This is a genomic window from Paenibacillus sp. J5C2022 (assembly GCF_025567625.1).
GTDB lineage: Bacteria > Bacillota > Bacilli > Paenibacillales > Paenibacillaceae > Pristimantibacillus.
The window spans coordinates 27,681-51,523 of record NZ_JAOQJC010000003.1 but is presented as its reverse complement, the minus strand read 5'-3'; the positions used below and the strand labels follow the sequence as shown (position 1 = coordinate 51,523).

Annotated in this window: 15 protein-coding genes; 14 read left to right on the top strand and 1 reads right to left on the bottom strand. The window is 52.4% G+C overall.

Translation table 11 applies throughout. The features are described 5' to 3' along the window. From M6D81_RS03480 to M6D81_RS03415, 14 genes are all read left to right on the top strand, one after another. The gene (locus M6D81_RS03480) at nucleotides 1–1,464 is read left to right on the top strand and encodes an alpha-L-fucosidase (RefSeq protein ID WP_262675423.1); all 1,464 of its coding nucleotides are present in this window, start codon (nucleotides 1–3) and stop codon (nucleotides 1,462–1,464) included. A 666-nt stretch (nucleotides 1,465–2,130) separates the two neighbouring features. Continuing rightward, nucleotides 2,131–2,586 (top strand): type 2 periplasmic-binding domain-containing protein, encoded by a 456-nt coding sequence (locus M6D81_RS03475; RefSeq protein WP_262675422.1) that lies wholly within the window; start codon nucleotides 2,131–2,133, stop codon nucleotides 2,584–2,586. Between the two features lie 78 nt (nucleotides 2,587–2,664). Beyond that, on the top strand, nucleotides 2,665–4,437 hold the full coding sequence (locus tag M6D81_RS03470; protein ID WP_262675421.1) for a sulfatase: 1,773 nt from the start codon (nucleotides 2,665–2,667) through the stop codon (nucleotides 4,435–4,437). Nucleotides 4,438–4,580: 143 nt separating this feature from the next. Further along, complete coding sequence (locus M6D81_RS03465; RefSeq protein WP_262675420.1) at nucleotides 4,581–5,222, top strand: TetR/AcrR family transcriptional regulator; 642 nt, start codon at nucleotides 4,581–4,583, stop codon at nucleotides 5,220–5,222. A 289-nt stretch (nucleotides 5,223–5,511) separates the two neighbouring features. Beyond that, complete coding sequence (locus M6D81_RS03460; protein ID WP_262675419.1) at nucleotides 5,512–5,751, top strand: sulfatase-like hydrolase/transferase; 240 nt, start codon at nucleotides 5,512–5,514, stop codon at nucleotides 5,749–5,751. Nucleotides 5,752–6,409: 658 nt separating this feature from the next. Further along, nucleotides 6,410–7,342, top strand: coding sequence for an ABC transporter permease (locus tag M6D81_RS03455; RefSeq protein WP_262675418.1), 933 nt, complete (start codon nucleotides 6,410–6,412; stop codon nucleotides 7,340–7,342). Nucleotides 7,343–7,357: 15 nt separating this feature from the next. Continuing rightward, nucleotides 7,358–8,245 carry a carbohydrate ABC transporter permease gene (locus M6D81_RS03450; RefSeq protein ID WP_262675417.1) on the top strand — a complete coding sequence of 296 codons (888 nt, stop codon included), beginning with the start codon at nucleotides 7,358–7,360 and terminating at the stop codon, nucleotides 8,243–8,245. 103 nt (nucleotides 8,246–8,348) lie between these two features. Beyond that, nucleotides 8,349–9,863 (top strand): ABC transporter substrate-binding protein, encoded by a 1,515-nt coding sequence (locus tag M6D81_RS03445; RefSeq protein ID WP_262675416.1) that lies wholly within the window; start codon nucleotides 8,349–8,351, stop codon nucleotides 9,861–9,863. Between the two features lie 4 nt (nucleotides 9,864–9,867). After that, complete coding sequence (locus tag M6D81_RS03440) at nucleotides 9,868–10,674, top strand: tyrosine-protein phosphatase (RefSeq protein WP_262675415.1); 807 nt, start codon at nucleotides 9,868–9,870, stop codon at nucleotides 10,672–10,674. A gap of 48 nt (nucleotides 10,675–10,722) precedes the next feature. Further along, complete coding sequence (locus M6D81_RS03435; protein WP_262675414.1) at nucleotides 10,723–12,423, top strand: glycoside hydrolase family 3 protein; 1,701 nt, start codon at nucleotides 10,723–10,725, stop codon at nucleotides 12,421–12,423. A gap of 23 nt (nucleotides 12,424–12,446) precedes the next feature. Continuing rightward, nucleotides 12,447–13,148 carry a beta-phosphoglucomutase gene (gene pgmB, locus M6D81_RS03430; RefSeq protein ID WP_262675413.1) on the top strand — a complete coding sequence of 234 codons (702 nt, stop codon included), beginning with the start codon at nucleotides 12,447–12,449 and terminating at the stop codon, nucleotides 13,146–13,148. Nucleotides 13,149–13,294: 146 nt separating this feature from the next. Further along, nucleotides 13,295–15,193, top strand: a complete 1,899-nt coding sequence (locus tag M6D81_RS03425) for a DUF5696 domain-containing protein (protein ID WP_262675412.1) — start codon at nucleotides 13,295–13,297, stop codon at nucleotides 15,191–15,193. Nucleotides 15,194–16,415: 1,222 nt separating this feature from the next. Next, nucleotides 16,416–18,545: an alpha-amylase family protein gene (locus M6D81_RS03420; RefSeq protein WP_262675411.1), complete on the top strand. Its 2,130-nt coding sequence runs from the start codon at nucleotides 16,416–16,418 to the stop codon at nucleotides 18,543–18,545. A 42-nt stretch (nucleotides 18,546–18,587) separates the two neighbouring features. After that, a complete protein-coding gene (locus M6D81_RS03415) occupies nucleotides 18,588–20,432 on the top strand; it encodes an alkaline phosphatase family protein (RefSeq protein ID WP_262675410.1) in 1,845 nt (614 codons plus the stop codon). 855 nt (nucleotides 20,433–21,287) lie between these two features. On the opposite strand, the gene M6D81_RS03410 is transcribed toward M6D81_RS03415, so the two are convergent. Beyond that, the gene (locus tag M6D81_RS03410; protein WP_262675409.1) at nucleotides 21,288–23,450 is read right to left on the bottom strand and encodes a helix-turn-helix domain-containing protein; all 2,163 of its coding nucleotides are present in this window, start codon (nucleotides 23,448–23,450) and stop codon (nucleotides 21,288–21,290) included. Nucleotides 23,451–23,843: the final 393 nt, after the last annotated feature.

Sequence of the window (23,843 nt, the reverse complement as noted above, 5' to 3'; positions counted from 1 at the left end):
ATGAGCAATCGAAATGCAATTGCCCGCAAGTTGAGGCAAGTAGAGAACGTCATACATGAGGGACGATTCAAGACCGAATGGGAATCGCTGCTAGGGTATAGCATACCGCAATGGTACGAGGATGCGAAGTTCGGCATCTTCATTCATTGGGGCGTGTATGCCGTGCCTGCCTTCGGCAGCGAATGGTATGCGAGACAAATGTATACGAAAGGCTCACCATGCTATGACCATCATGTGGCGACGTACGGCGCGCAGGACAAGTTCGGCTATAAGGACTTCATCCCGCACTTTACTGCCGACAAGTTCAATGCCGACGAATGGATGGCGCTCGTGAAGGAGTCGGGCGCGAAGTTCGTCGTGCCTGTGGCGGAGCATCACGACGGGTTCCCGATGTACGACTGCCCGTTCACGGAGTGGAACGCGGTGCGGATGGGACCGAAGCGCGACATTATCCGCGAATTGGCGGATGCCGCCAGCCGGCAGCATCTCGTATTCGGCGTCTCCAGTCATCGGGCGGAGAACTGGTGGTTCTTCAATGGAGGAGCCGAATTTCAATCCGATGTGCGAGATCCCCGCTATGCCGGACTGTACGGGCCGGCGCAGCCATGCGATCCAGATGGGTGGAGGCCGGAGCAGCAGCCGAACGAACCGTTCCTGGAGGACTGGCTGGCCAGGACGTGCGATCTGGTCGAGCGGTACGAGCCGCAGGTGCTATGGTTCGACTGGTGGATTAGCCAGCCCGCGTTCAAGCCTTATCTGCAGCGGCTGGCCGCTTATTATTACAATAAGGGGCTGGATTGGAAGCGCGGTGTCGCTATCAACTACAAGGACGATGCGTTCCCGGAAGGAACGGCGGTATTCGATATCGAGCGCGGGCAGCTGGCGGATATTCGCCGACCGTTCTGGCAGACGGACACGTCCGTCTCGGAAAACTCATGGAGCCATATTGCCAATCACAAATATAAGTCGGCGGACAGCATCATTGGCGATCTGGTCGATATCGTCAGCAAGAACGGCGCGCTGCTGCTCAACATCGGTCCCCGCGCGGACGGCACGATTCCGGAGGAGGAGCAGGACATGCTGCGTCGAATCGGACGCTGGCTGTCCCTATACGGCGAAGCGATATTCAGCACGCGGCCGTGGAAGGTATTCGGCGAAGGGCCGACGGAGATCGGCAGCGGCTCGTTCAGCGACACGAAGCGGCAGCCGTTCACCTCGCGCGACATTCGCTTCACGGTCAGGGACGATCGGTTGTATGCCGTTGTCATGGCAGTGCCGGATGACGGGCAAGTGCTGATCCGCTCGCTATCCGATACGCTCCGTCTTCATCCGGCGGGGATCGAGTCGGTGGAGCTGCTCGGCTATTCCGGCAAGCTGGAATGGTCGCGAAGCTCGGACGGACTGGCGATCCGGCTCCCTTCCGATCATAATGCGGATGGGGCATTCGCATTGCGAATCATATAAGCGGTACGAATGATTTCCCGGTCAATGATGGCCGGGATTTTTTTGCATATTGATCAGACATGATATATCCTAGCAAGGGGTAAGGTAACTGTAGGCACTGCGACAGCCTAGATATTTCCTGATAACCCACAATAAAATGAGTGAGGAGATATCTGATGGTAGACGTTCTAACCGAAATCATCATTAAGCGTCCGCGCGAGAAAGTGGCTTTTCTAAGCTCGTTTCTTATGCGGTGTTGATTCAGGCTGTTGATGCAAGCGGATAGTTGCAGGGCTCTTGATGGGGCTAATCGTTGCGGTAATCATTGCGTTAGTATTGTTGAAAAATGCTGTTTTCGACCTTATGTCGAGAAAAGTATATGCGATCGCGGCAGGGGAACATATCATTTCCTTTATTGCGCTTGGCATCATTCATGGAGTATGGCAATAATGCAATCTGTTAGAATGTCTGAAAAACGACCGGGAGAGGTCGTTTTTTTTATTCCTTCTTTAGAACTGATGACATCGATTTACAAATTCATTACTTATATTTGATATGGAGTAAACAAAAAGGTCCTATATTTAGAGGTGTTTATTGATGGTTAATAGATATTAACCATGTATTAATGATTAGGAACGCTTATGTTGTTGCCAATTAAACAAGTATTGCGGGAGGAGGGTTCCAAGAATGACCAAGAAAAAAAAGTGGATGAAGTCAGGGATCATGGTTGTACTAGCGTCAAGTATACTGATCTCAGGCTGCGGTGTGAAAAAAGAGGGTGAAGCATCCGACTCTGCTTTATCCTCGACGAGTAGCGGCAAAGAGTTGCCGCCTTACGCAGTGACGATGGCATTCTACGGGAACGACCAGAAAGACATGCAAACCGTACAGGTTGAAATGAACAACATTTTGAAGGAGAAGATCAATGCGTCCGTCAATTTGACTCCGATCAGCATTAGCGCGTGGCAGCAACAAACGAACCTGATGCTTGCAGGCAACGAGAAGATTGAACTGATGATTACGTCAACCGGGTTTAATTACGCCACTCATGTGGCCAAAGGGCAGTTACATCCATTGGATGAGCTCATAGAAAAATACGGATCTGGCATTAAAGGAAGCTCTGGAGCCTTTCCAACAGGCTGACGCTAAAATTAATGGGGAGAGCTGCGCGATACCGACTGTAAAAACTTGGCGTCCGCCTACCTTTGGGAGGGATATGTTTTGCGAGCGATTATGATCATGTTTGATACGTTAACCCGTCATTTTTTGCCGCCGTATGGAGGGGACTGGGTTCATGCCCCCAATTTCGCAAGACTCGCCGAACGCACAATCACTTTCGATAACAGTTATGTGGGCAGCATGCCTTGCATGCCTGCCCGCAGAGAACTGCACACGGGACGCTATAACTTTCTTCATCGCAGTTGGGGTCCGTTGGAGCCGTTCGATGATTCTATGCCGGAGCTCCTGAAGAAGCAAGGGATTTATACACATTTGGTCACTGATCATCATCATTATTGGGAAGACGGCGGAGCCAACTACCATAATCGTTACAACACATACGAATTGATTCGCGGGCAAGAAGGCGATCCGTGGAAAGGGCATGTCAAGGATCCTGTGATGAAATCTAAGGTAGAGTACAAGAAAGATGTGTTTCGTCAAGATCAAGTCAATCGGGAATATATTCGGAGGGATCGCGAAGAACAGTTTCCGCAAGCCCGCACCTTTACGAAAGGCCTGGAATTTATACGCACTAACGTTAGAGAAGATAGCTGGTTTCTTCAGATCGAAACATTTGATCCGCATGAACCGTTCTATGCCCCACAGAATTATAGGGATCTGTATCCTCATAATTTCGACGAAAAATCATTCGATTGGCCGGCCTACGGGGTTGTAAACGAAACGCCTGAGGAAATCGCTCATCTATGCTTTGAGTACGCCGCTCTTCTCAGTATGTGCGACGCTTATTTAGGCAAAGTACTCGACTTGATGGACGAGCACGATATGTGGGAAGACACGATGCTGATTGTCAATACTGATCATGGGTTCCTGATGGGCGAACGCGATTATTGGGCGAAAAACATCATGCCTTGGTACAACGAGATTGCTCATACGCCTCTCTTTATATGGGACCCGAGATGCGGAAAAAAAGCCGAACGCCGAGATAGCCTGGTTCAGATGATCGATATGGCTCCAACCCTTCTGGACTTCTTCGATTTGCAGGTTCCGGGCGATATGACTGGCCGTCCTCTCCGTGAAACGATTGACACCGATAAACCGGTTCGTGAAGCTGCTCTCTTCGGTATTCACGGCGGACATGTGAATTGCACCGACGGAAGGTATGTTTATATGAGAGCGCCTGTACATCCCGATAACAATCCGCTGAATGAGTACACCTTAATGCCCTCTCATATGAAAAATATGTTCACTCCTGCGGAATTGAGAAATATACAATTGCGTGAGCCGTTTACATTCACAAAAGATTGCATGGCAATGAAAATACCGGTAGAATCACCATGGTTCAACCCATATCAATTTGGAACGAAGCTATTTGATCTGAAGAAGGATCCTTATCAGCAATACGAGCTTCAAGATGCGACGATCGAGTTGCGGTTTATTCGCATTCTGGCAGAGCTGATGACTGCGAACGATGCGCCTTGCGAGCAATTCGACAGACTCGGTATCCCGCAAGACGGACGGATGGACGAGGCAAGCTTAATGCTTCAGAAAAAGTTGGAATTGGATAACGGCAAGGTTGATTTACTGCAGGATAAGGTATGGACACGCGAAGCGCAAAATCAGTGGCGAATGCTCCTTCGAATGACGCCGGAATCGGCACGATCCCAGCTGCAAAAAGGCTTCGAACGTTATGTCACTGCCAAAGACATCAGTCATATAAGTCATGATATTTTCTTGAACTTCGTCGAGCAAACTTTTCCGGCAGAGAAGAAAAGATTTTTAAGCCAGCTCATGAAAATGGCAGGAAGAGTAAACTAAATTCAAATAGACAGCGTCATCGTCGTCCCGCGCGGTAACGGCTGTTCTTTTTACAATTTATTAATATATGCTTTGTTGGTATATCATTGATTAACATGCTAAAATGGCGGAAATACTCCTAGAGACGTAGGGAGGCTTTTTACGTGAACGCCAAATGGAAAGAACAACTGGAGCAGCATCGCAGCCAGCGGCGCGAAGATATTATTTCGAGCGCGCAGGACTTGCTGCTGGAACGGGGATTATCCGCTGTTACGCTTAAAGATATAGTGGAGCATTGCGGAATTAGCAAGGTGACGCTTTACAAGTATTTTCGTTCATATGAAGAAATCATATTCGAAGTGCAGATGAACGTGTTGCGAACGTGGATGGAAGGCATCTATCGGGTTGCTGCCAAAGGCGGAAGCGGCTTGGAGAAACTGCGAAGCCTGCTGGAGCATATGGTCAGCCATTCCGAACAAAATCCCAACGCGATCCGCTTCATCGCCATATTCGACGCTTACTACCGGGACAATTATCCCACTGCCGAGCTTGAGCAGCGATACCGTTCCTTCTTGAAAGGAGGCCCTCACCCGTTCTTCGCACTGCTTCAGCAAGGAGTGGATGACGGCTCGATTCGAAGCGATATCGATCTCAACGAGCTGACTTATACGTTAAGCAACATCGTTATTGCCACCTTGCAGCGGATGATTCTGAGGGGGCAGCTGCTTAAGCAGGACCAGGGAGTCGAGCCCTCCGCCATCCTCGAGCATATGGTCGCCATGGTACTGACGTACGTGAAAGCGTGATGCTCAATGAAGTAAGAATAACACCGTCAGGTGTTATTCTTACCCTCATAAAATGATAAATAACCGAATTAGCGGCAACTGGTAACTGGAGAGCGTAGAGACTCGGAATAAACCAAATTGAAAGCGCTTACTAAAAGACGTTCAATCATGAGGCTTCTTTACGATTCATTTACTTGATCATGACAATAGGCTAACAAATAATAGGTATACTTTGAGTGTTTACTATTAGTAATCCTTTGATAACATTTGGTAAATGAGATTCATCATCTCGGCAGGAGTGTTTGCGGAAATGAGTCATCGTTTAGAAAGACCCAATATTTTGTGGATTACGCTGGAGGACACGAGTCCGAGAATGGGATGCTATGGAGATCCATTGGCACGAACGCCCAACATCGACAGACTTGCTAACGAAGGCACGCTATACCGCAATGCTTACGCTGTAGCGGGCGTATGCGCGCCCAGCAGATCGGCTGTCGTGACAGGCATGTATCCGACATTGATCGGAACTCGACAATTCCCGAAACGATGAGGGCCAATGACTATTATTGTACTAATACCTGGAAGACGGACTATCAGGACTATCAGTTCGAGTCCCCTTTTACGGCATGGGATGAAAACGGAAGCGAAGCGCATTGGAGGAACAGGGAAGAGGGAAGCCCCTTTTTTGCTGTATTTAACTATGTATTTTCGCATATCCAATGTGGCAGGAGCTCTGGAGACTTCATTTAACCGGCCAATTAAGCGAGCATCAAAAGCTGTTCATGTCAAATCAACGGCCTCCTGAAGAGCTGTACGATTGTGTAAACGACCCTTTCGAAGTCAACAACTTGGTTGAAGACCCCTCATTCAGCGGGGAATTGCTTCGTATGCGCTGGTTAGCATCAAGATTACAGCTAAGGCGGTTCGTATCGGCTATCGCGACAGCGAGGAAGCGGCGGCTTCGTTTTCCATACAATAGAGAGAAATCCGCATTCCTTCAGGAGTGCGGATTTTTGGTTGTTGACCGGAGTTTCGCTCTCTCACGCCAATTCCTGGACACATCCCGTTGGTCGTCTCTGCCTTCATCATTTCTTTACATGTGTTTGATAATGCGATAACAAATCGTATCTATACTAAAGGTGTTTACTGATGGTAAACACATGGTGAACGTTGGTTAATATTCTCAATGTGCAGAGAGGGTAGACGATATGATTTCAACTGCCGTAAGAAAAAAACTTAGCCGGGTCAAGAAGTATAATGTACTGTTCCTCATGATGGTGCCCGGGCTGCTCTATCTCATTATCAACAACTATTTGCCGATGTTCGGAGTAGTCATCGCCTTCAAGGACTTCAACTATTCCAGCGGCATATGGGGGAGCGAATGGATCGGGTTCGAAAATTTCGAGTATTTGTTCAAGACGTCCGATGCGTTCGTCATTACCCGAAATACGATACTGTACAACGTTGCTTTTATTATCCTTAATCTGATTATCGCGGTCGGAGTGGCGATTCTGCTTAACGAGGTGAGGCAGCGGCTCTTATCCCGCTTCTACCAGAGTGTCATCTTGCTCCCTTATCTAATCTCCATGGTCATTGTCGGCTATCTGGTATTCGCATTCCTCAGCATGGAGACGGGCCTTGTCAACAATAGCCTGCTGCCGTTGCTGGGATTGGAGGAAATATCGTGGTACAGCGAAGCCAGGTATTGGCCGTACATCCTGACGATCGTACAGGTGTGGAAGAGCGCCGGTTACTTATGCGTTATCTATCTGGCCGCCATTATCGGGATTGATCCTGAATATTACGAGGCTGCCACAATCGACGGAGCAAGCAACTGGCAGAAGATCAGGCGCATCACGATTCCGCTCATTATTCCGGTTATTACGGTGATGACCCTGCTGCAGATCGGACGCATTTTCTATTCCGACTTCGGCTTGTTCTACCAAGTTCCTCTTAATTCGGGTGCGCTGCAATCGACGACCAATGTCATCGATACGTACGTCTACCGCGCGCTAATGACGCTGGGCGATATCGGCATGTCTTCCGCTGCCGGCTTATATCAGGCATTTGTCGGATTTGTGCTCGTTCTGCTGTCTAACTACATGGTGAGAAGAAGGAACAGGGACAATGCATTGTTCTAGAAAGGGGAGATTATTGTGAAACAAGGAAATGTGCTGTGGCAAGGAGCCGTTCATAGTGTGCTTTTCATTCTGTCGCTGCTGTGCCTGCTGCCGTTTGCACTGCTGTTTATTTCTTCCGTTACGGACGAGCAGTCGATTTTGCTGCATGGATATTCGTTCTTTCCCGAGCAATTCAGCCTGTCCGCTTATCATTATTTGTGGCAGGATGCCGAGCGTATCATGCGCGCTAACGGGATTACCGTGCTGGTGACGATAATCGGGACGGGAATCAGTCTTGTCATTACTTCTCTTCTTGCTTATCCGCTATCGCGGAAGGATATGCCGGCGTACCGCTTTTTGTCCTTCTTCGTTGTGTTTACGATGCTGTTCAATGGCGGACTGGTTCCAACTTATCTGGTCTATACCGGCTTGCTTGATTTGAAAAATACGCTGATGGCGCTAATCGTGCCCGGACTGCTGACCAATGCGTTTTATGTCATGCTGATGCGAACGTTTTTTGTTACATCGGTGCCTGCCGCCATTATTGAATCCGCCAAAATCGACGGAGCGGGCGAGTTCAGAGCTTTCGTGCAAATTGTGCTGCCGTTGTCGATGCCCATATTGGCGACCGTCGGCTTGTTTCAAACAATTCATTACTGGAACGATTGGTTCAACGGCATGGTTTATATTACGGACAGCAAGTTGTTCAGCCTGCAGAATCTATTGAACCGCATACTGCTCGACATTCAATTTCTGGCCAGCAGCAATTTCGGCGGAACGCAGGAAGGCCTGACAGCCAATATTCCGACGGAGACCGTCCGGATGGCCATGGCGGTGATCGGAATTGTTCCGATCCTGATCGCCTATCCGTTCTTCCAGAAGTATTTCGTGAAGGGCCTGACGATCGGGGCAGTCAAAGGGTAAGGGAGTACAGCTAAGGGAGTATAGCTAAGGGAGTACAGCTACGTCCAGTCATGCGCTGGTGAGCATATGCAATCTTCAATTCACTAACGGGAGGAAATCAGCAATGATCAAAATGAGAAAACTCGCGCAATCGGGAGTGGCCGTCATGGCCGCATCCGCCGTGCTGCTGGCTGGCTGCGGGACTACAGGGAACGAAGCGGGCAATGCCGGCTCCAATACGTCCGGAAGCGGGTTGAAGCCCTATGAGATCGTCGTGGCGTTCTATGGCAACGAGCAGAAGGATATGCAGAAGGTGCAAGACGAGATGAGCAAGATGACCAAGGAGAAAATGAACGCAACAGTCAAGCTGATGCCTATCGCCATTAGCGCATGGCAACAGCAGACGAATCTGATGCTTGCGGGCAGCGAGAAGATCGATCTGATGTTTACCTCAAGCGGGTTCGGCTACAGCTCGCAAGTGGCAAAGGGGCAGCTGTTGCCGTTGAATGATCTGTTGGAGAAGCACGGGGCCGGCATTACGGATGCGCTGGAGCCCTTCCAACTGGCCGCCGCCCGATTGAACGGCGAGAATTACGGCGTCCCCGCCATTAAAGATATGGCATCGGACTACGGCATATTGATGCGGAAGGATCTGGTGGACAAGTACGAGATAGATACGAGCGCGATTAAGTCGGTGGAAGACATGACGCCAATCTTCGAGACGATTAGCGCGAATGAACCGGATGTCGTGCCGCTAGTGGCCAAAAATCCGGGTACTGCTCCCTTCTATGCAGGCTATACGACTTACGATGCGTTGGGCGACGGGATCGGTGTGCTGCCCAATTACGATAACGGCTTGAAGGTCGTCAATTGGTTCGAGAGCGAGGAGTACGCCGAGGAATTGACGCTGCTCAGAAGCTGGTACGAAGCGGGTTATCTGCTCAAGGACGCTTCGACGGCCAAGCATGACGGGCGGGAGCTTGTGAAAGCGGGAAAAGCGTTCGCTTTCTTCTCCAATATGAAGCCCGGTTCCGATGTCGAAGCAACCAGAAAGCTGGGCCGTGAGATGGTATCGGTCTCGCTTACGCCGGCTTACGCCACGACCAGCACTATTACGAGCATTATGTGGTCGATTCCGAAAAATTCGAAGGACCCGGACAGAGCGATGATGCTGCTCAATATGCTCTATTCCGACAAAGAGCTGTACAATTTGTTCACTTGGGGCATTGAAGGCGAGCACTATGTGAAGGTGTCGGACAATGTGATGACTTATCCGGAAGGTGTCGATGTGACCAATAGCGGCTACAACTTCAACACGCCGTATATGTTCGGCAACCAGTTCCTGTCGTACACCTGGACGACGGAAGAGCCGGATGCCTGGGAGACGATGGATGCGTTCAACAAAGGCGCTGTGCAATCGAAAGCGCTGGGATTCATTTTCAATGTGGAGGATGTAAAAACGGAAGTGGCGGCAGTCAATAACGTTATCGCGGAATACCGTCTGGGACTGGATACGGGGACGCTGGACCCCGAGGAGCATCTGCCGGCGTTCAATGTGAAGCTGAAGGCGGCGGGCATCGACAAGATTATTAACGAAAAGCAGAAGCAGATTGATGAGTGGGCGAAAGCGAAGGGGTGAGAGGATGAAAAGGTTGATTGCAATGGAAGGTGCGAATAACTTCCGCGATATGGGCGGTTATCGCTCGATCGATGGACGTAAGGTGAAGCACGGACTCTTCTACCGTTCCGATGAACTGACCGGCTTGTCCGAGCAAGATCTTGTCCGGTTGCGGGAGCTGAACATTAAGACCATCTTCGATTATCGGGACGATTATGAAGCGGCGGGCAAGCCGGACCCCGAGGTGGATCATGCCGCGCTTATCCGAGTACCGGCCATTCAGGAAGGGCAGCAGGCCAAGATGAACTTCCCGTCGCAGCCGGAAGGCGGGGAGAGCGGCGGACACATGATTGAGCAATTGCTCAAGAGCGGCTTCTTGCAGAGCTTCCGCGCAGAGGAGATGATGATGGAGCTGTACGCGAAGCTGCCGATCGGCAACCCATCCTATAAGCGGCTCATGGCGCTCGTGCAGCAGCCGGAACGATTGGGCTTGCTTCATCATTGCACGGCGGGCAAGGATCGGACAGGCGTAGGAGCCGCCTTGATCCTGCTGGCGCTTGGCGTACCGGAGGAGACGGTGATGGAAGATTATATGCTTACGAATGTCACGATGAAAGCATTTAATGAGAAGCTGCTCGACCGGCTGGCCGGTCGGGTGGAGGAGTCTGTGCTGCGGAATATGGAAGAGCTGCTGGGCGTCCGGGAAGCGTTCCTGGAAGCGGCGCTTGACTCCGTTAAGGAGTCGTACGGACATTATGATATTTATTTTGCCGAGGAATTCGGATTGACGAAGACTGTGCGGGAGTCGTTGAAGAACAGCTGCCTGGAGTAGCGGGGCGTTAGGGGCGTTAGTATCGGCATAGGGAAGCAGGAGGACTGGATGATGGTTGATTTGGCGGTCAAGCCGTTTTATTTGAATGAGGAAGAGATGCGATGGGTGCATGACACATTAAATGCAATGGATGTACGAGAGAAAGTGGGCCAATTGTTCTGTCCAATCGGCTTAACGGATGACCGGGAGCAACTGGGAGCGATTGTGAAGGGGATAAAGCCGGGAGGAATGATGTTCCGTCCCGGCCCCGGCGAACAAGTGCAGGATGTGCACAGGTACCTGCAGGAGCAATCCCGCATACCACTTCTATTGGCGGCCAATCTGGAGGCGGGGGGCAACGGCATCGCTACCGACGGCACCTACTTCGGCAAGCCTCTGCAGGTTGCCGCGACGAACCGGGAGGAGACGGCTTACCGTCTGGGGCTCGTGGCCGGCAGAGAGGGACGGGCTGTCGGCTGCAACTGGTCGTTCGCACCGGTCGTGGACATCGACGTCAATTGCTATAATCCGATTACGAATGTTCGAACATTCGGTTCCGATCCGTCGAAGGTGGCGGCAATGGCTAAGGCGTATGCCAAGGGTCTCCGCGAGAGCGGGCTTGCCGCGGCGGTCAAGCATTTCCCGGGTGATGGAGTCGACGAGCGTGATCAGCATCTGCTCTCCTCCGTCAATTCCTTGTCGGTCGAGCAATGGGAGGAGACGTTCGGTGAAGTGTATCGGGAGCTGATTGAGGCGGGAGCGGGTTCCGTCATGGTGGGGCATATCATGCTTCCCGCCTATTCACGCAAGCTGGTGCCGGGCATCGCCGACGATGAATTGATGCCGGCCACGCTGGCGCCGGAGCTGATCCGGCAGCTGCTGAGAGGACAACTGGGCTTCAACGGACTGGTTGTGACGGATGCGACGGCCATGGCGGGCTTCATGATGGCGGAGAAGAGGGAGATTGCCGTGCCGAAGGCGATCGCTTCCGGCTGCGACATGTTCCTGTTCAACAAGAATATAGAGGAAGACTTCGCGTTCATGATGCAAGGCATCGCAAGCGGCATTCTGACGTTGGAGAGAGTCGATGAAGCCGTACTGCGCATATTGGCGCTGAAGGCTTCCCTCGGCCTGCACAGGCAGCAGCGGGAGGGAACGCTTGTGCCGGAGCGGGAGGCGCTGACGATGCTGCAGCATGAGGAGCATGTCGCCTGGGCGAAGGCATGCGCGGAGCAATCCGTCACGCTCGTCCAGGACAAGCTGCGGTTGCTTCCGCTTGCCGTCGAGACGCATAAGCGCGTGTTGCTGTACGTGCTTGGCGACCGCGGCGGGCATCGAAGCGCTCCGATCGGACACTACATGATCGGCAGATTGCGGGAGGAAGGGTTCGAGGTGAGTGTATTCGACCGGGAGAATGTCGATTTCGCCAGCCTGTTCGGCTCGGTGAAGGCGTTCCGCGAGCAATACGACTGGGTGCTGTATCTGGCCAATGTGGAGACGGCGAGCAACCAGACGACGGTGCGCATCCAGTGGGAGCCGTTCATGGCTGCGGATGTGCCGTGGTTCGTACGGGAGGTGCCGACGGTGTTCGTATCGGTCGCCAATCCATACCACTTGTTCGATGTGCCTCAGATTGGCACCTATATCAACGCCTATTCAGGCAACGAAATGACGATAGATGCGGTCATCGGCAAACTGTTGGGGGGATCGGCGTTCAAGGGAGTCAGTCCTGTCGATCCCTTCAGCGGCGCTTGGGAAGTGAAGGCATAGAAGCGGAGTGGCGGGAGGAACGGATGGAAATAGAAGCGGTTATTTTTGATCTGGACGGTGTTATTGTCCATACTGATCACAATCATTACTTGGCCTGGCGACGCCTGTGCGCGGAGGAAGGCATACCGTTCGATGAGGAGTTGAATGACAAGCTGCGCGGCGTTAGTCGCATGGCTTGCATGGACATCATTATGGAGAAGGCTGCCCGGGCGTATTCCCCGGAAGAGAAGATGGAGCTGGCGGAGCGGAAGAACGGCTATTACAGGCAGTCGCTGTATGAGTTGACGGAACGGGATGTGCCGCGGGACGTCAAGGATGTACTGTTGCGATTGAAGCGCATGTCGCTGAAGCTGGCTATCGGTTCTTCAAGTCGCAATGCTGCGTTCATTGTCGAGCGGCTTGGTCTGGAAGGCTTGTTCGATGTCATTGTGGACGGCAATGCTATAAGCTATAGCAAGCCGCACCCCGAGGTATTTCTGCAGGCGGCGGAGCGGCTCGGTGTACAGCCGTCCCGCTGTCTCGTCGTGGAGGATGCGGCGGCAGGCGTGGAAGCCGCCATAAGCGGCGGCATGAAGGTCGCGGCGATCGGCTCGGCGGCTATGAATGATTCGGCAGCAGTGCCGGGTTCGGCAGCTGCGAACGATTCTGTGTCTGCAATCGTCAAGCCAGATTATCGGCTTCATAGGCTCGGGGATATGCTGATGCTGCCAGGTCTGATCCGGTGAATGAGCATATTTTTAGCATCCAAAAATTTAAAAATCTATAAATATGACAACGATCTTCAAAAATGAAGATCGTTTATTTTTGTTCCAAGCATTACAGTATGGGGGAGAGCGTGACTATGCATTCATTTACCGGGGGGAGATAGGCAATGCCGATAAGAAACGACGATCATGCCTTCATACTGGAATGCGGCGGCATGTCCGTCACGTTGGACAAGGAAAGTCTGGCCGTCAAAGTGAATACGGGGACTGCCGTATGGGAAACGGCAGCGGGCGGTGCCAACGTGATGCGGGGCGAGGAGAGGACGGCACTTCACGCGGCGAAGGAGAAGAGCTTTACGCCCATTGCATCGGGCTATTTCGAAGGCGTTCTGATACGTCTTGGACAGTTCGCCTGCGGGAATGGTGCAAGCGAGGCCGAGGATGCCCTGTTCATGTCTATTCTGTTGAATACGCACAATAAGGAGCTATTATTCGAGCTTCATGACGGATGCGGGGAAGCGGGACAGGTCGATGAAGTCGTCTGGCCCGGCGCATTCCGATTTCCAAGCGGTCCGGAATCGGACTACACGGTCATTCCTGCCATGCAAGGGTATATTGTTCCGGCTTCCTGGGAGCAGCCCGTCTTAAGGTACCATAACGGGATGATGTTCGGACGGGATGCCTACATGCCGTGGTGGGGCCAGCTGAGGGGGAATAACGGCTATCTGGCCATTATCGAGACGCCTGACGATTCCAGACTGTCGGTTGAGCATATTCCGCAGCTGCATACGCTTGCCGAAGCGGTATGGGTGCATTCACACGGCGGCATCCGATATTCGCGAAAACTGCGGATGACCTTCGGAGAAGGCATGGATTACGTCGCCATGGCGAAGGGCTACAGGAAGCATGTAGTAGGACTCGGCAATATGCAAACGCTGTCAAGCAAACGGGAGGCGAATCCCAAGTTGACCCGCTTAATGGGAGCGGCGGTCGTGCATAGCGGCGTGCACACCCATATCGTACCGGAATCGAGCTACTACGATCACGAGCATCCCGGCAACAACGATTACGTCGTGCATTTCGAGGAGAAGGCCCGTCAGCTGGCGGAACTGAAGCGGCGTTACGGGGGCAAGCTCTATGCGCATATAGACGGATGGGGACTGCGGGGATACGACAACCTGCATCCCGACATTCTGCCTCCCAGCCCGCCGGGAGGGGGATGGAAGGGACTGCGGAAGCTTCAGGAGACATGCAGGGAAGAGGACATTCTGCTCGCCCTTCACGACAATTACCGCGATTTCTATCATGATGCGGCTTCCTATCATACCAGCTTGACGATCAAGGATAGCGAAGGCAAGCAGGAGTACTGCGATATTTGGGCGGGCGGCGCGCATAGCTTTCTGTGCACAGCCTATGCGAGAGGATACATGGAGCGCAACTATGATATGCTGCGGCAGCATGGCGTTGAGCCGGACGGCGCCTATATTGACGTATTCGCCGTCGTCCCTGGGGACGAATGCTATGATCCCGCCCACCCCATGACCAGGTCGGAGAGCTTGTCGTACCGAAAGGGCTGCTTCCAGGAGATTAGAAGCAGGGGAATGATTATCAGCTCGGAGGAGCCGGCGGATTGGGCCGTTCCCGTCCTGGACCTTGTTCATCATGCGCCTTATGCGCTTGCGCCGGGTCCTGGCGAGGGCGTGGCGATCGGCATTCCGGTGCCGCTGTTCTCGCTGGCGTATCATGATGCGCTGATTGTGCCTTGGCCGCTGGAGAAAGGCGCGTGGGGCATTCCGCTCGCGGACTGCGGTTATTTGCACGGCATGTTGAACGCAGGCGTTCCTTACCTGTCCATACAACCGTCGGAGGAGGAGCTACGAATTGTGGGCGTAATGGCTCAGCTGCATGAACGGGTTGGCGGACTTGAGATGACGGGCCATGAGTTTGTAAGAGGGAATCGCCGCAAGCAGCGCACAACGTTCTCGGACGGCACGAGCGTCGAGGTGGACTTCGACGAAGAGTACTACTTGATCAAGACGACCGACGGAACTGTAATTGAGCGGTAGATTGAGCGGTAGATTGAGCGGGGATAGATATGAAGCAAGCGGAGGCTGCCGAATAACTGCCACAATCAGACGGTATACGTTATCTCTTATAGCGTGGCGGCCATTGGGAATGAAGTAATCTCCTTCTCGCTCAGAATGGCCACGTAGCCATCGGAGATGGGCTGAAAGTATGCGCCTCAAAATATATGCTATCGCTCAAACTGCTCACATAGAGCGCCAACAGTGCCAAGCTCGCCTATAAAGTAACCGTCTATCGCTCATAATGGCCACGTAGCCATCGAAAATGAGCCGAAAAGTGTGCGCTATCGCTCAAAATGATCGCATAGAGCGCCAGAGCGCCAACAGTGCCAAGCTCACCTATAAAGTAACCGTCTATCGCTCATAATGGCCACGTAGCCATCGAAAATGAGCCGAAAAGTGTGCGCTATCGCTCAAAATGATCACATAGAGCGCCAGAGCGCCAACAGTGCCAAGCTCGCCTATAAAGTAACCGTCTATCGCTCATAATGGCCACGTAGCCATCGAAAATGAGCCGAAAAGTGTGCGCTATCGCTCAAAATGATCATATAGAGCGCCAGCAGTGCTATGTTTATCTCCGCCGCCGAGGTTTGTATGAAAAATCGTACAAAGTGACGCATAGAAGGCTCCAAACGCCGAAGTTTGTATGAAAAATCGTACAAAGTGACGCATAGAAGGCTCCAAACACCGAAGTTTGTATGAAAAATCGTACAAGTTGCTGGGTTAGTGGAGTAAATGGAGAGCGATTGTACGAAAAATCGTACAAAGTGACGCATAGAAGGCTCCAAACGCCGAAGTTTGTATGAAAAATCGTACAAGTTGCTGGGTTAGTGGAGCAAATGGAGAGCGTTTGTATGAAAAATCGTACAAAGTGACGCATAGAAGGCTCCAAACGCCGAAGTTTGTATGAAAAATCGTACAAGTTGCTGGGTTAGTGGAGCAAATGGAGAGCGTTTGTATGAAAAATCGTACAAAGTGACGCATAGAAGGCTCCAAACGCCGAAGTTTGTATGAAAAATCGTACAAGTTGCTGGGTTAGTGGAGCAAATGGAGAGCGTTTGTACGAAAAATCGTACAAAGTGACGCACAGAAGGCTCCAAACACCGAAGTTTGTATGAAAAAAACCATGGCCTTTTGTCCACAACTCCAGAAGCCGAATGTGTCGAAAGAGACAAGTGTCGTAAAGTGAAGGAGGTATACGCCCATGAGAACAATAGCCAGCCATGAACCGCCGGCGGCGCACGTGATGCATAGCTGGAATGCCGACACGCGCACACTGCAATACGCCTATAACGGCAGCCCCTTGCTTGCATTCCACATTCCGGATGGAGCGGAACCGTACTACCGGGAGTATTCCAACGGCAATCTGCAGAGCAGGCCGCTTGCGCAACAGCTCTATCTCGCACTGGATCGGCCAGCGACAGTCAAGGTTCGCTTCAGGCTGAGCAAGGATGCGATCAACATGCGGCCGCAGCGCGCCACGGAAGGGCAAGCGATACTGGGGCAGATAGGCAAGCCGCTCCTGCACGGCGTGAACGGCCTGTATGATGTGCTCCAGGATCTGCTGATCGATTGGCACGGAGCGGAATGGAGCTGGACCCGTCCGCAACTGGAGCAGGACAGCGACGGGAACTGGCAAGCGGAAATGGAGGTTCGAGCCGGTCGGCGGCCATGGATTGTCAATCTGCGAATGCACTATTATCGGGAGCATCTTCACTATCAGAACCATCGTCCGTGGGAATGGCGTCCGAAGCTGCAGCCGATTGCGGGCTGGAGCACATGGGAAGCGTTCGCCCAGCATGTGACGGCAGCGGATATCGAGCGTTCGGCCGCCCACCTGAAGGAGCATCTGCAAGACTACGGACTGGAGTTCATCCAACTGGACGACGGCTATCAGACGGAGCAGATTCCGCCCAACAAGGAAGGCATTGCCGCGGATGCGTGGCTGCAGACGAACGATCGGTTCCCCGGCGGCCATGACGGTATTTTATCTGCGGTACGCGAACGGGGATTCCAAGCGGGAATATGGACGAGCGCGATGGTGACCAATCGCGAGTTCGCTTATGACAATCGCGACAGCTTCGAGAAGGATGCGGACGGCAATCCTTTATGTGGAGAGTGGATTTACTATGTGCTGAAAGGAGAAGCGAATACGCTGAAGGAACAAGCGGCACCGTTGTACAAAGGGCTGAAGGAGCATGGCTACAGCTACTTCAAGACGGACCAAATCCGGCACTATTTATATGACGGACTGCATAAGGCCGTTGTTGCAGGCAGCATTGACAGCGACGAGGCATCGCGGCAATTACGCGCTTATCTGACGTGCGCACGCGAGCAGTTGGATGACGACGATTACTTCCTGGCTTGCTGGGGCGTGCTCACGGAGGCGGTCGGACTGGTCGACGCTTGCCGGATCGCAGGCGACTCCAATCCGACTTGGCCGGCGATCTGCAAGCAGATAGTGGAATCGGCCCGCTGGTACCATACGCACCGCATTCTGTTCGTGAACGACCCCGATTATGTGTGCATGCGGACGGAGGAGGCTTGGGGCAAGTCGCTGCTCTCTCTCGTCACGTTGTCCGGAGGGGTGCTGATGATCAGCGACAACACCGATCTGTACGATGCGGACAGACGTTATGCGACTCAGCGCTGTCTGCCGGCGCTGCCGACGTCTACCGGGGAGACGGGACCGCTGGACCTCTCTTATCCGCTGGATCTGTCACTGCCGAAGGCGGACTACAAGGCCGACCCGTCCGCCGCTTTCGCCTTGCTGGGGATAGACGCCGCGCAGCAGCTCGCTTGTCCGACGGCGTCTCTATGGGCGTTCCACTTCCAGCTGCCGCATCGCAGTTGGTGCGTCGCCGGTCGCTTCGCCGTCGTGCCTTTACCATCTGCTGAGCTGGAGTTGGAATCGCTCGCTCTGTCTCCGGACAAGGCGTATTACGCCTTCGACTTCTGGCGGCAACGCTATATCGGCAAGTTCGAAGGCACGATTGTGCTGGAGAAGCTGGAGCTGGGACATTGCCAGATTGTAGGTTTGACGGAAGTAGAAGCCTATCCGCGGTTAATCGCTTCATCCAGACATGTCAGCATGGATGCTGTTAGCGTAAGGAACGAATGCTGGGACAATAACGAGCTGCTGCTGGAGCTGGACGGGGTGAAGGGGACGACGGAGAATTACTGGATTGCCGTTCCGCCGGATTATGAATTTAAGGAGCATGAAGCTTCCGGCCTGACGCTCGCAGGGATGGAGCATGGCGATGGAGAATGGATTCAACTACGCATTCGTTTCGACCAGGCAGGGGGCGGCCATATTACATTGCGATTTATATAGTAGCGCAGAGCATAATAGCATGAAGATAAGGGGATGAGCGAAGTGAAGGGATTAGCTAGAAGAGTCATTATTATCGGATTGGACGGCGCAGGTAATATGGTGAAGGACACGGAGACGCCGAATATCGACCGGTTGTTGGCCGGCGGCTTCGTCAGCTACGAGGCCAGAACGGTGCTGCCGACGATAAGCGGAGAGTGCTGGGGGTCGATGTTCCACGGGGTGCAGCCGAAGCTGCACGGATTAACCAATGAAGTAGCCGATACGCAGAAGTATCCGCTCGACTCGCCGTATCCCTCATTCATGAAGCTGCTCAGGGATGCGGAACCGGAACCCGTTATCGCATCACTTAGCGCATGGCAGCCGATTAACGACGGCATTATCGAAGAAGGGGCCGCCAATTATGTAGCCAATGTACATGCCGACAGGCATCATGTCCAGAAGGTGGGCGAGCTGCTGGAGACGCATCCCGACTTCAGACTGCTGTTCATTCAATTCGACGGCATTGACGGTGCGGGACATGCCTTCGGGTACGGAACGCCGGCTTATCTGGACATTATTCGCGAGACGGACGGCTATATCGGAGACATTTCCTCAATGCTGGAGCAGCGCGGATTGCTCGACGGAAGTCTGATCATTATGCTCGCGGATCACGGCGGGGGAGGAGCGGACCCCAATGGACACGGGAGCGCCCATCCGCAGGACGTGACGATATTCTGGGGTTGCAGCGGGCCGGGAGTCTCCTCCGCCATTGCGGCGGAAGACATCTGCATTACCGATACGGCGGCAGTCGCGGCATACGCGCTGGGTCTGGAGGCGCCGGAGTTGTGGTCGGGTCGGGTTCCGCAAGGTCTGTTCCGGACGGAGCCGGAGCAAGACGGCTTCGGCGATTTGCCCGAGTATTACCATGCCCCTCTTCGAGAGGCTATCGACAAGGTGCGGCAGGCGCAGGATGAAGAGACAGCGACTCTGATTTATTATACCGATGCACATCATAAGACAGGGGGCAATCAGTTGCGCGTCGCGCAAGCGATTCGGCATCTGGCCAGGGAGATTGCCCCGGATTGCATCGTGGCCGGTGGTGACTGGAGCGAGAACGGCGATAAGGCGGATGTGCTCCGTTCCCAGCGTGAATTAATGAGCGCGCTTCGCGTGGATGGGTGTCCAGTGCTGCCGGTCAAGGGGAATCACGACGACAATTCCATTCACGATTTTCACCGGAAGTGGAAGGGCGCCAATCATGTGATCTTCCCGATTGAAGCATATAACGACTTCTACAGCAAGCTGGAGGGAACCGTCTCCTTCGACAAGGGGAACGAGACAGGTCTGTATTTCTACTACGACCTCCCTGAAAAGAAGACAAGAGTCGTCGTTCTCAACAGCATCGATATTGTCTATCAAGTCAACCGCGACGGCATGCTGGAGCAGAACGGGCAGTGGGAATATGCCTTCTCCGACCGGCAGCTTCACTGGGTCAAGGAGCACGTATTTGACTTTAGCGGCTTGGAGAACGAGGACGAGTGGAAGACAGTCATTTTCAGCCATGTGCCCATTCTGCAAAGGGAACTGACCGGTTATACGGATGGCGAAGTGGCGAACGGAGAAAAGCTGTGGAAGGTGCTGAGAGAAAATCGCAGCCGGATCTCGGCATGTCTGTTCGGACATGTGCATATCGATCAGGTTTACGCCATTGACGAGATTCCGCTCATCACGACTTTGAATTCCGTCAGCTACAAGAACTTCCCGGAATCACCGGATAAAATCCGCGATACGATCTCGGAAGCGGTCGTGGACATTGTAACTATTAACTATGCGAAAGGCGAGCTGCTGCTTACGCGGTTAGGTGCCGGAGAGGACAGGCAGATCTCCATTACCAGCACAAATGGATAAGGCCTGACTTTGCAGAAGTAAGTGGTTCTGAATTCAACATATGAACAAGGGGAATCACCGTTGCTGCGAGTGGTTCCCCTGTTCCTACAGGGTGCAATACCATTCGAACTGTTTGTAAAATCGTAAAATATAGCCCTCGAATTCATCACTAAACTCGCGTATAATCTCAAACTTCCTTGTGTGATATTATAAGCTTCTGCCCATCACAGCCTCTTTCTCAAATAATTAAAAACTCGGCTTATTATCTAACTGGATTTCATGCTGCTAATTTCTTTGGAATGCTCCAACTTGTCGCCAACAACTGTATTTCATGCTACTCTTTCTGCCAATCGTTGCGTTACTGTGCAATTTAGTCTGATTTAACTGTACCTATTCCATTTGCAGCGTGAAAGAATGAGAAATTATCTTTAATAATGACACAAAATCCAGTTGGCCGTCGCCGTGCTTCAACGTGATGTATGAGCGCATCCAAAATGGCCGTCGCCGTGCTTCAGCGTGATGAATGAGCCCATCCAAAATGGCCGTCGCCGTGCTTCAGCGTGATGAATGAGCCCATCCATAATAGCCGCCGCCGTGCTTCAGCGTGATGAATGAGCGCATCCATAATAGCCGTCGCCGTGCTTCAGCGTGATGAATGAGCCCATCCAAAATGGCCGTCGCCGTGCTTCAGCGTGATGAATGAGCTCATCCATAAAGCCAATGATCGACCCTGCGTATCTATATATTCCACCTTCTACTATCTGCTACTTGCATATGGCGTCATTCCTCTGCCAAGCATCATCTCTTACTCGCTTACCTCTGCCAAGCATCATCTTTACTCGCTTTAGCTCCGCCAAGCTTCATCTCCTACTCGCTTCAGCTCTGCTGAAGCTTGGCGTGCTGCGTCGGCGTCGTGCCGGATATCTTCTTGAAGTGGCGGATGAATGTGCCCGCATTGGAATACCCCACTTGCTCGGCGACTTCCTTCATCGTCAGGCCGGAATTCGAATTCATCAGGCGGATCGCGGCTTGAATCCGTATCGTATGCATATAGTGATTCAGGTTGTAGCCGGATTGCTTCTTGAAGTAAGACGACAAATACACATGCGTAATAGAGAACTGCTCGGCAATCAAGGTCAGCGACAGATCGGGATTGGCATAATGTTCGTCGATATAAGCTTTGATCTGTTCCAGCAGCGGCGTATTCGGCAGCGCGAAGCGCTTGGCGACATCGATGTATCCCTTGCGAATTTCGTTATACAGGTGCATCAGATGATAAGTGTGATTGAAGTCGGGCGCGATGTCCCATATCTCGCTTGGATTCAATTTCTTGCTGTTCATCATGACAAGCAGCAGATCGTGCAAGTAACGCAGCATATTGCGGAACTGCTCGAAGGTCATATGCTTGAGCGTTCTGTCCATCATCTTATCGAAAAATTGGATAATAGCGTCGGAGTTGCCCTTCAGCGTATAGTTGACGAGCTCCTGCTCCTTGTCGATGGACAAATGAAAGACAGTCTCCTGCTCGCTGTTCCATTCCTTGTAGCGGAGCACCCGGGTCATGCAACCGGGATCGGGCACGTGCTTGAATATGGCATCCAGCGATTCCCGCAGCGCCTTCCCGACTGCTTCCAGGCGGGTATGGACATTGCTCAGGCCGCATAACAGATGGCGTTCCTCTCCCGGAGAGGAATGGCTGTCCAGCAACTGCGCGATCAGCTCTTCCAGCTCCTCGGCCTTGGAACAGCCGACGATATATACGCGCTTATCGTCCTGGGCATGCAGATGAATGAACGGGCAAGCGCCGCCAAGCGCGGTCTCCAGCGCTTCCGCATAATCCCCGGTCGCCTTACCGTGAAGATCCTCCTCGATTAGCGTGAGCAGCATGTAAGAATGGAATTTGTGCTGCAGCGACTGCCTGACGCTGTGCTTCATCTGATAATGCTCATCGGCCAGCAAGCGAAGCAGCGTATTGTGCTCCAGGATGGCGGCTTGTTCCGTCATCTCCATCTGCATCGATGTCGTGGCGTAATTCAGCTGCTTGAACTTGTCGGATATGATGGCGAATTCATTCCTCGTAGCCGATGCGGCGGTCCAGCCGTTGAATGTGCTGGCCAACTGGCGAAGCGGCTTGAACATGGACCAGTTCACGAGCAGGAACGCCAGATTGGCAACAAGGAATACGGCGAATAACCCGAAGGTGTACCCATTCGTGCGCTGCAGCCGTTCCTGCAAGAGGCTGTCCGAGAACAGGACGGTATACGTAAAGTCGGAATTCGCTTTCCAAATAGGCGTATACTTCGTCCCTTCAATAACGACCGTCTCCGCAGAAGTCTCCTCCAGTTGCTTCGCCTCACCGGCAGTGCTGACGATGGGATGGCCTGTGCCGTCGCCGATTACGATGACATTGTCCAGCAGCTTGGTCTCGCTGTTCAGGTATGCGAGAAGCTCGCTCTTCTCCACTTGCGCGAAGATATAGCCCTCCGGGAATAACCGGTATGCGAACAGAATCATTTTATTGAAGTTATACAATTGCTCCAACTGCTCGCTCTCATGCAAGCAGCGGCAGCTGTCCTGGTCGTTATTCGTCTCCAGACTGTCATAGAATACGTTCAAGTTACGGGTTCCGTCGCCGCTGATGACCAGGTCCTGATTGGGAAAGTAGACGGAGATTTGCGCCCGGAAGGGAAGCTTGAGATTGGATTCCAGCAGCATGTTTTTATAACCCAGCAGCGCCGTCTGATACGAGCGCGAGTTTCTCGGATTAATGGACAGGAATTTGGTATCCGGGCTGACGCTTATATCGTAAATCGATGTCCGGATCTCATGCCATTCCTTCGAGAGATTTCCCGACAGCTGCTCCAGGAAGTCTTCGTTCGTCCGCAGTACCTGCTCCTTCACATCGTTTTTCAAGTACACATAATTGTAGCCGAGCAAGCCAGATAGCGAAATAATGAAAATCATATTGACCACAATCAGCTTCGATAGAACGCTGCTCTTGTGAATGCGTGCGGTAACAGAGCGGAACAAGCTGTACATGCCGGATGCCCCCCTTTATTGTACAGTGTGATTGCAGCTTGCATCTCTCTCTTGATATTTCCAAAAATGAATACGCTTGCAAAAATAAAATGATAGCTCTCTCTGTCTTGCTAATTATAATCAGATTCTTCCCCGCTGTCTCGCAATGCTGAAATATTGAACAGAATATTAATATATGGCAATACGCATAATTCGGGGTTCTGAAGAGACGGCACCTCTTAATATGCAGCTGTCATTTATACCGATATGAATTTTTCGGAACGATGTGAATTGTTGCACATTGCCCGGAGGCGGCGGCCTCTATTAAGCTAAGGTCACCAAGAGCGGCTCGTGCTTGACGAGGCGGTTCGGGTCAAAAAGAAAAGGCTTACATTTGGTTGACGTATTGTAAAG

Coding starts and splice junctions, on each gene's coding strand:
- M6D81_RS03480 (WP_262675423.1), top strand. CDS start 1: ATGAGCAATCGAAATGCAATTGCCCGCAAGTTGAGGCAAGTAGAGAAC.
- M6D81_RS03475 (WP_262675422.1), top strand. CDS start 2,131: ATGACCAAGAAAAAAAAGTGGATGAAGTCAGGGATCATGGTTGTACTA.
- M6D81_RS03460 (WP_262675419.1), top strand. CDS start 5,512: ATGAGTCATCGTTTAGAAAGACCCAATATTTTGTGGATTACGCTGGAG.
- M6D81_RS03455 (WP_262675418.1), top strand. CDS start 6,410: ATGATTTCAACTGCCGTAAGAAAAAAACTTAGCCGGGTCAAGAAGTAT.
- M6D81_RS03445 (WP_262675416.1), top strand. CDS start 8,349: ATGATCAAAATGAGAAAACTCGCGCAATCGGGAGTGGCCGTCATGGCC.
- M6D81_RS03440 (WP_262675415.1), top strand. CDS start 9,868: ATGAAAAGGTTGATTGCAATGGAAGGTGCGAATAACTTCCGCGATATG.
- M6D81_RS03435 (WP_262675414.1), top strand. CDS start 10,723: ATGATGGTTGATTTGGCGGTCAAGCCGTTTTATTTGAATGAGGAAGAG.
- pgmB (WP_262675413.1), top strand. CDS start 12,447: ATGGAAATAGAAGCGGTTATTTTTGATCTGGACGGTGTTATTGTCCAT.
- M6D81_RS03425 (WP_262675412.1), top strand. CDS start 13,295: ATGCCGATAAGAAACGACGATCATGCCTTCATACTGGAATGCGGCGGC.
- M6D81_RS03420 (WP_262675411.1), top strand. CDS start 16,416: ATGAGAACAATAGCCAGCCATGAACCGCCGGCGGCGCACGTGATGCAT.
- M6D81_RS03410 (WP_262675409.1), bottom strand. CDS start 23,450: ATGTACAGCTTGTTCCGCTCTGTTACCGCACGCATTCACAAGAGCAGC.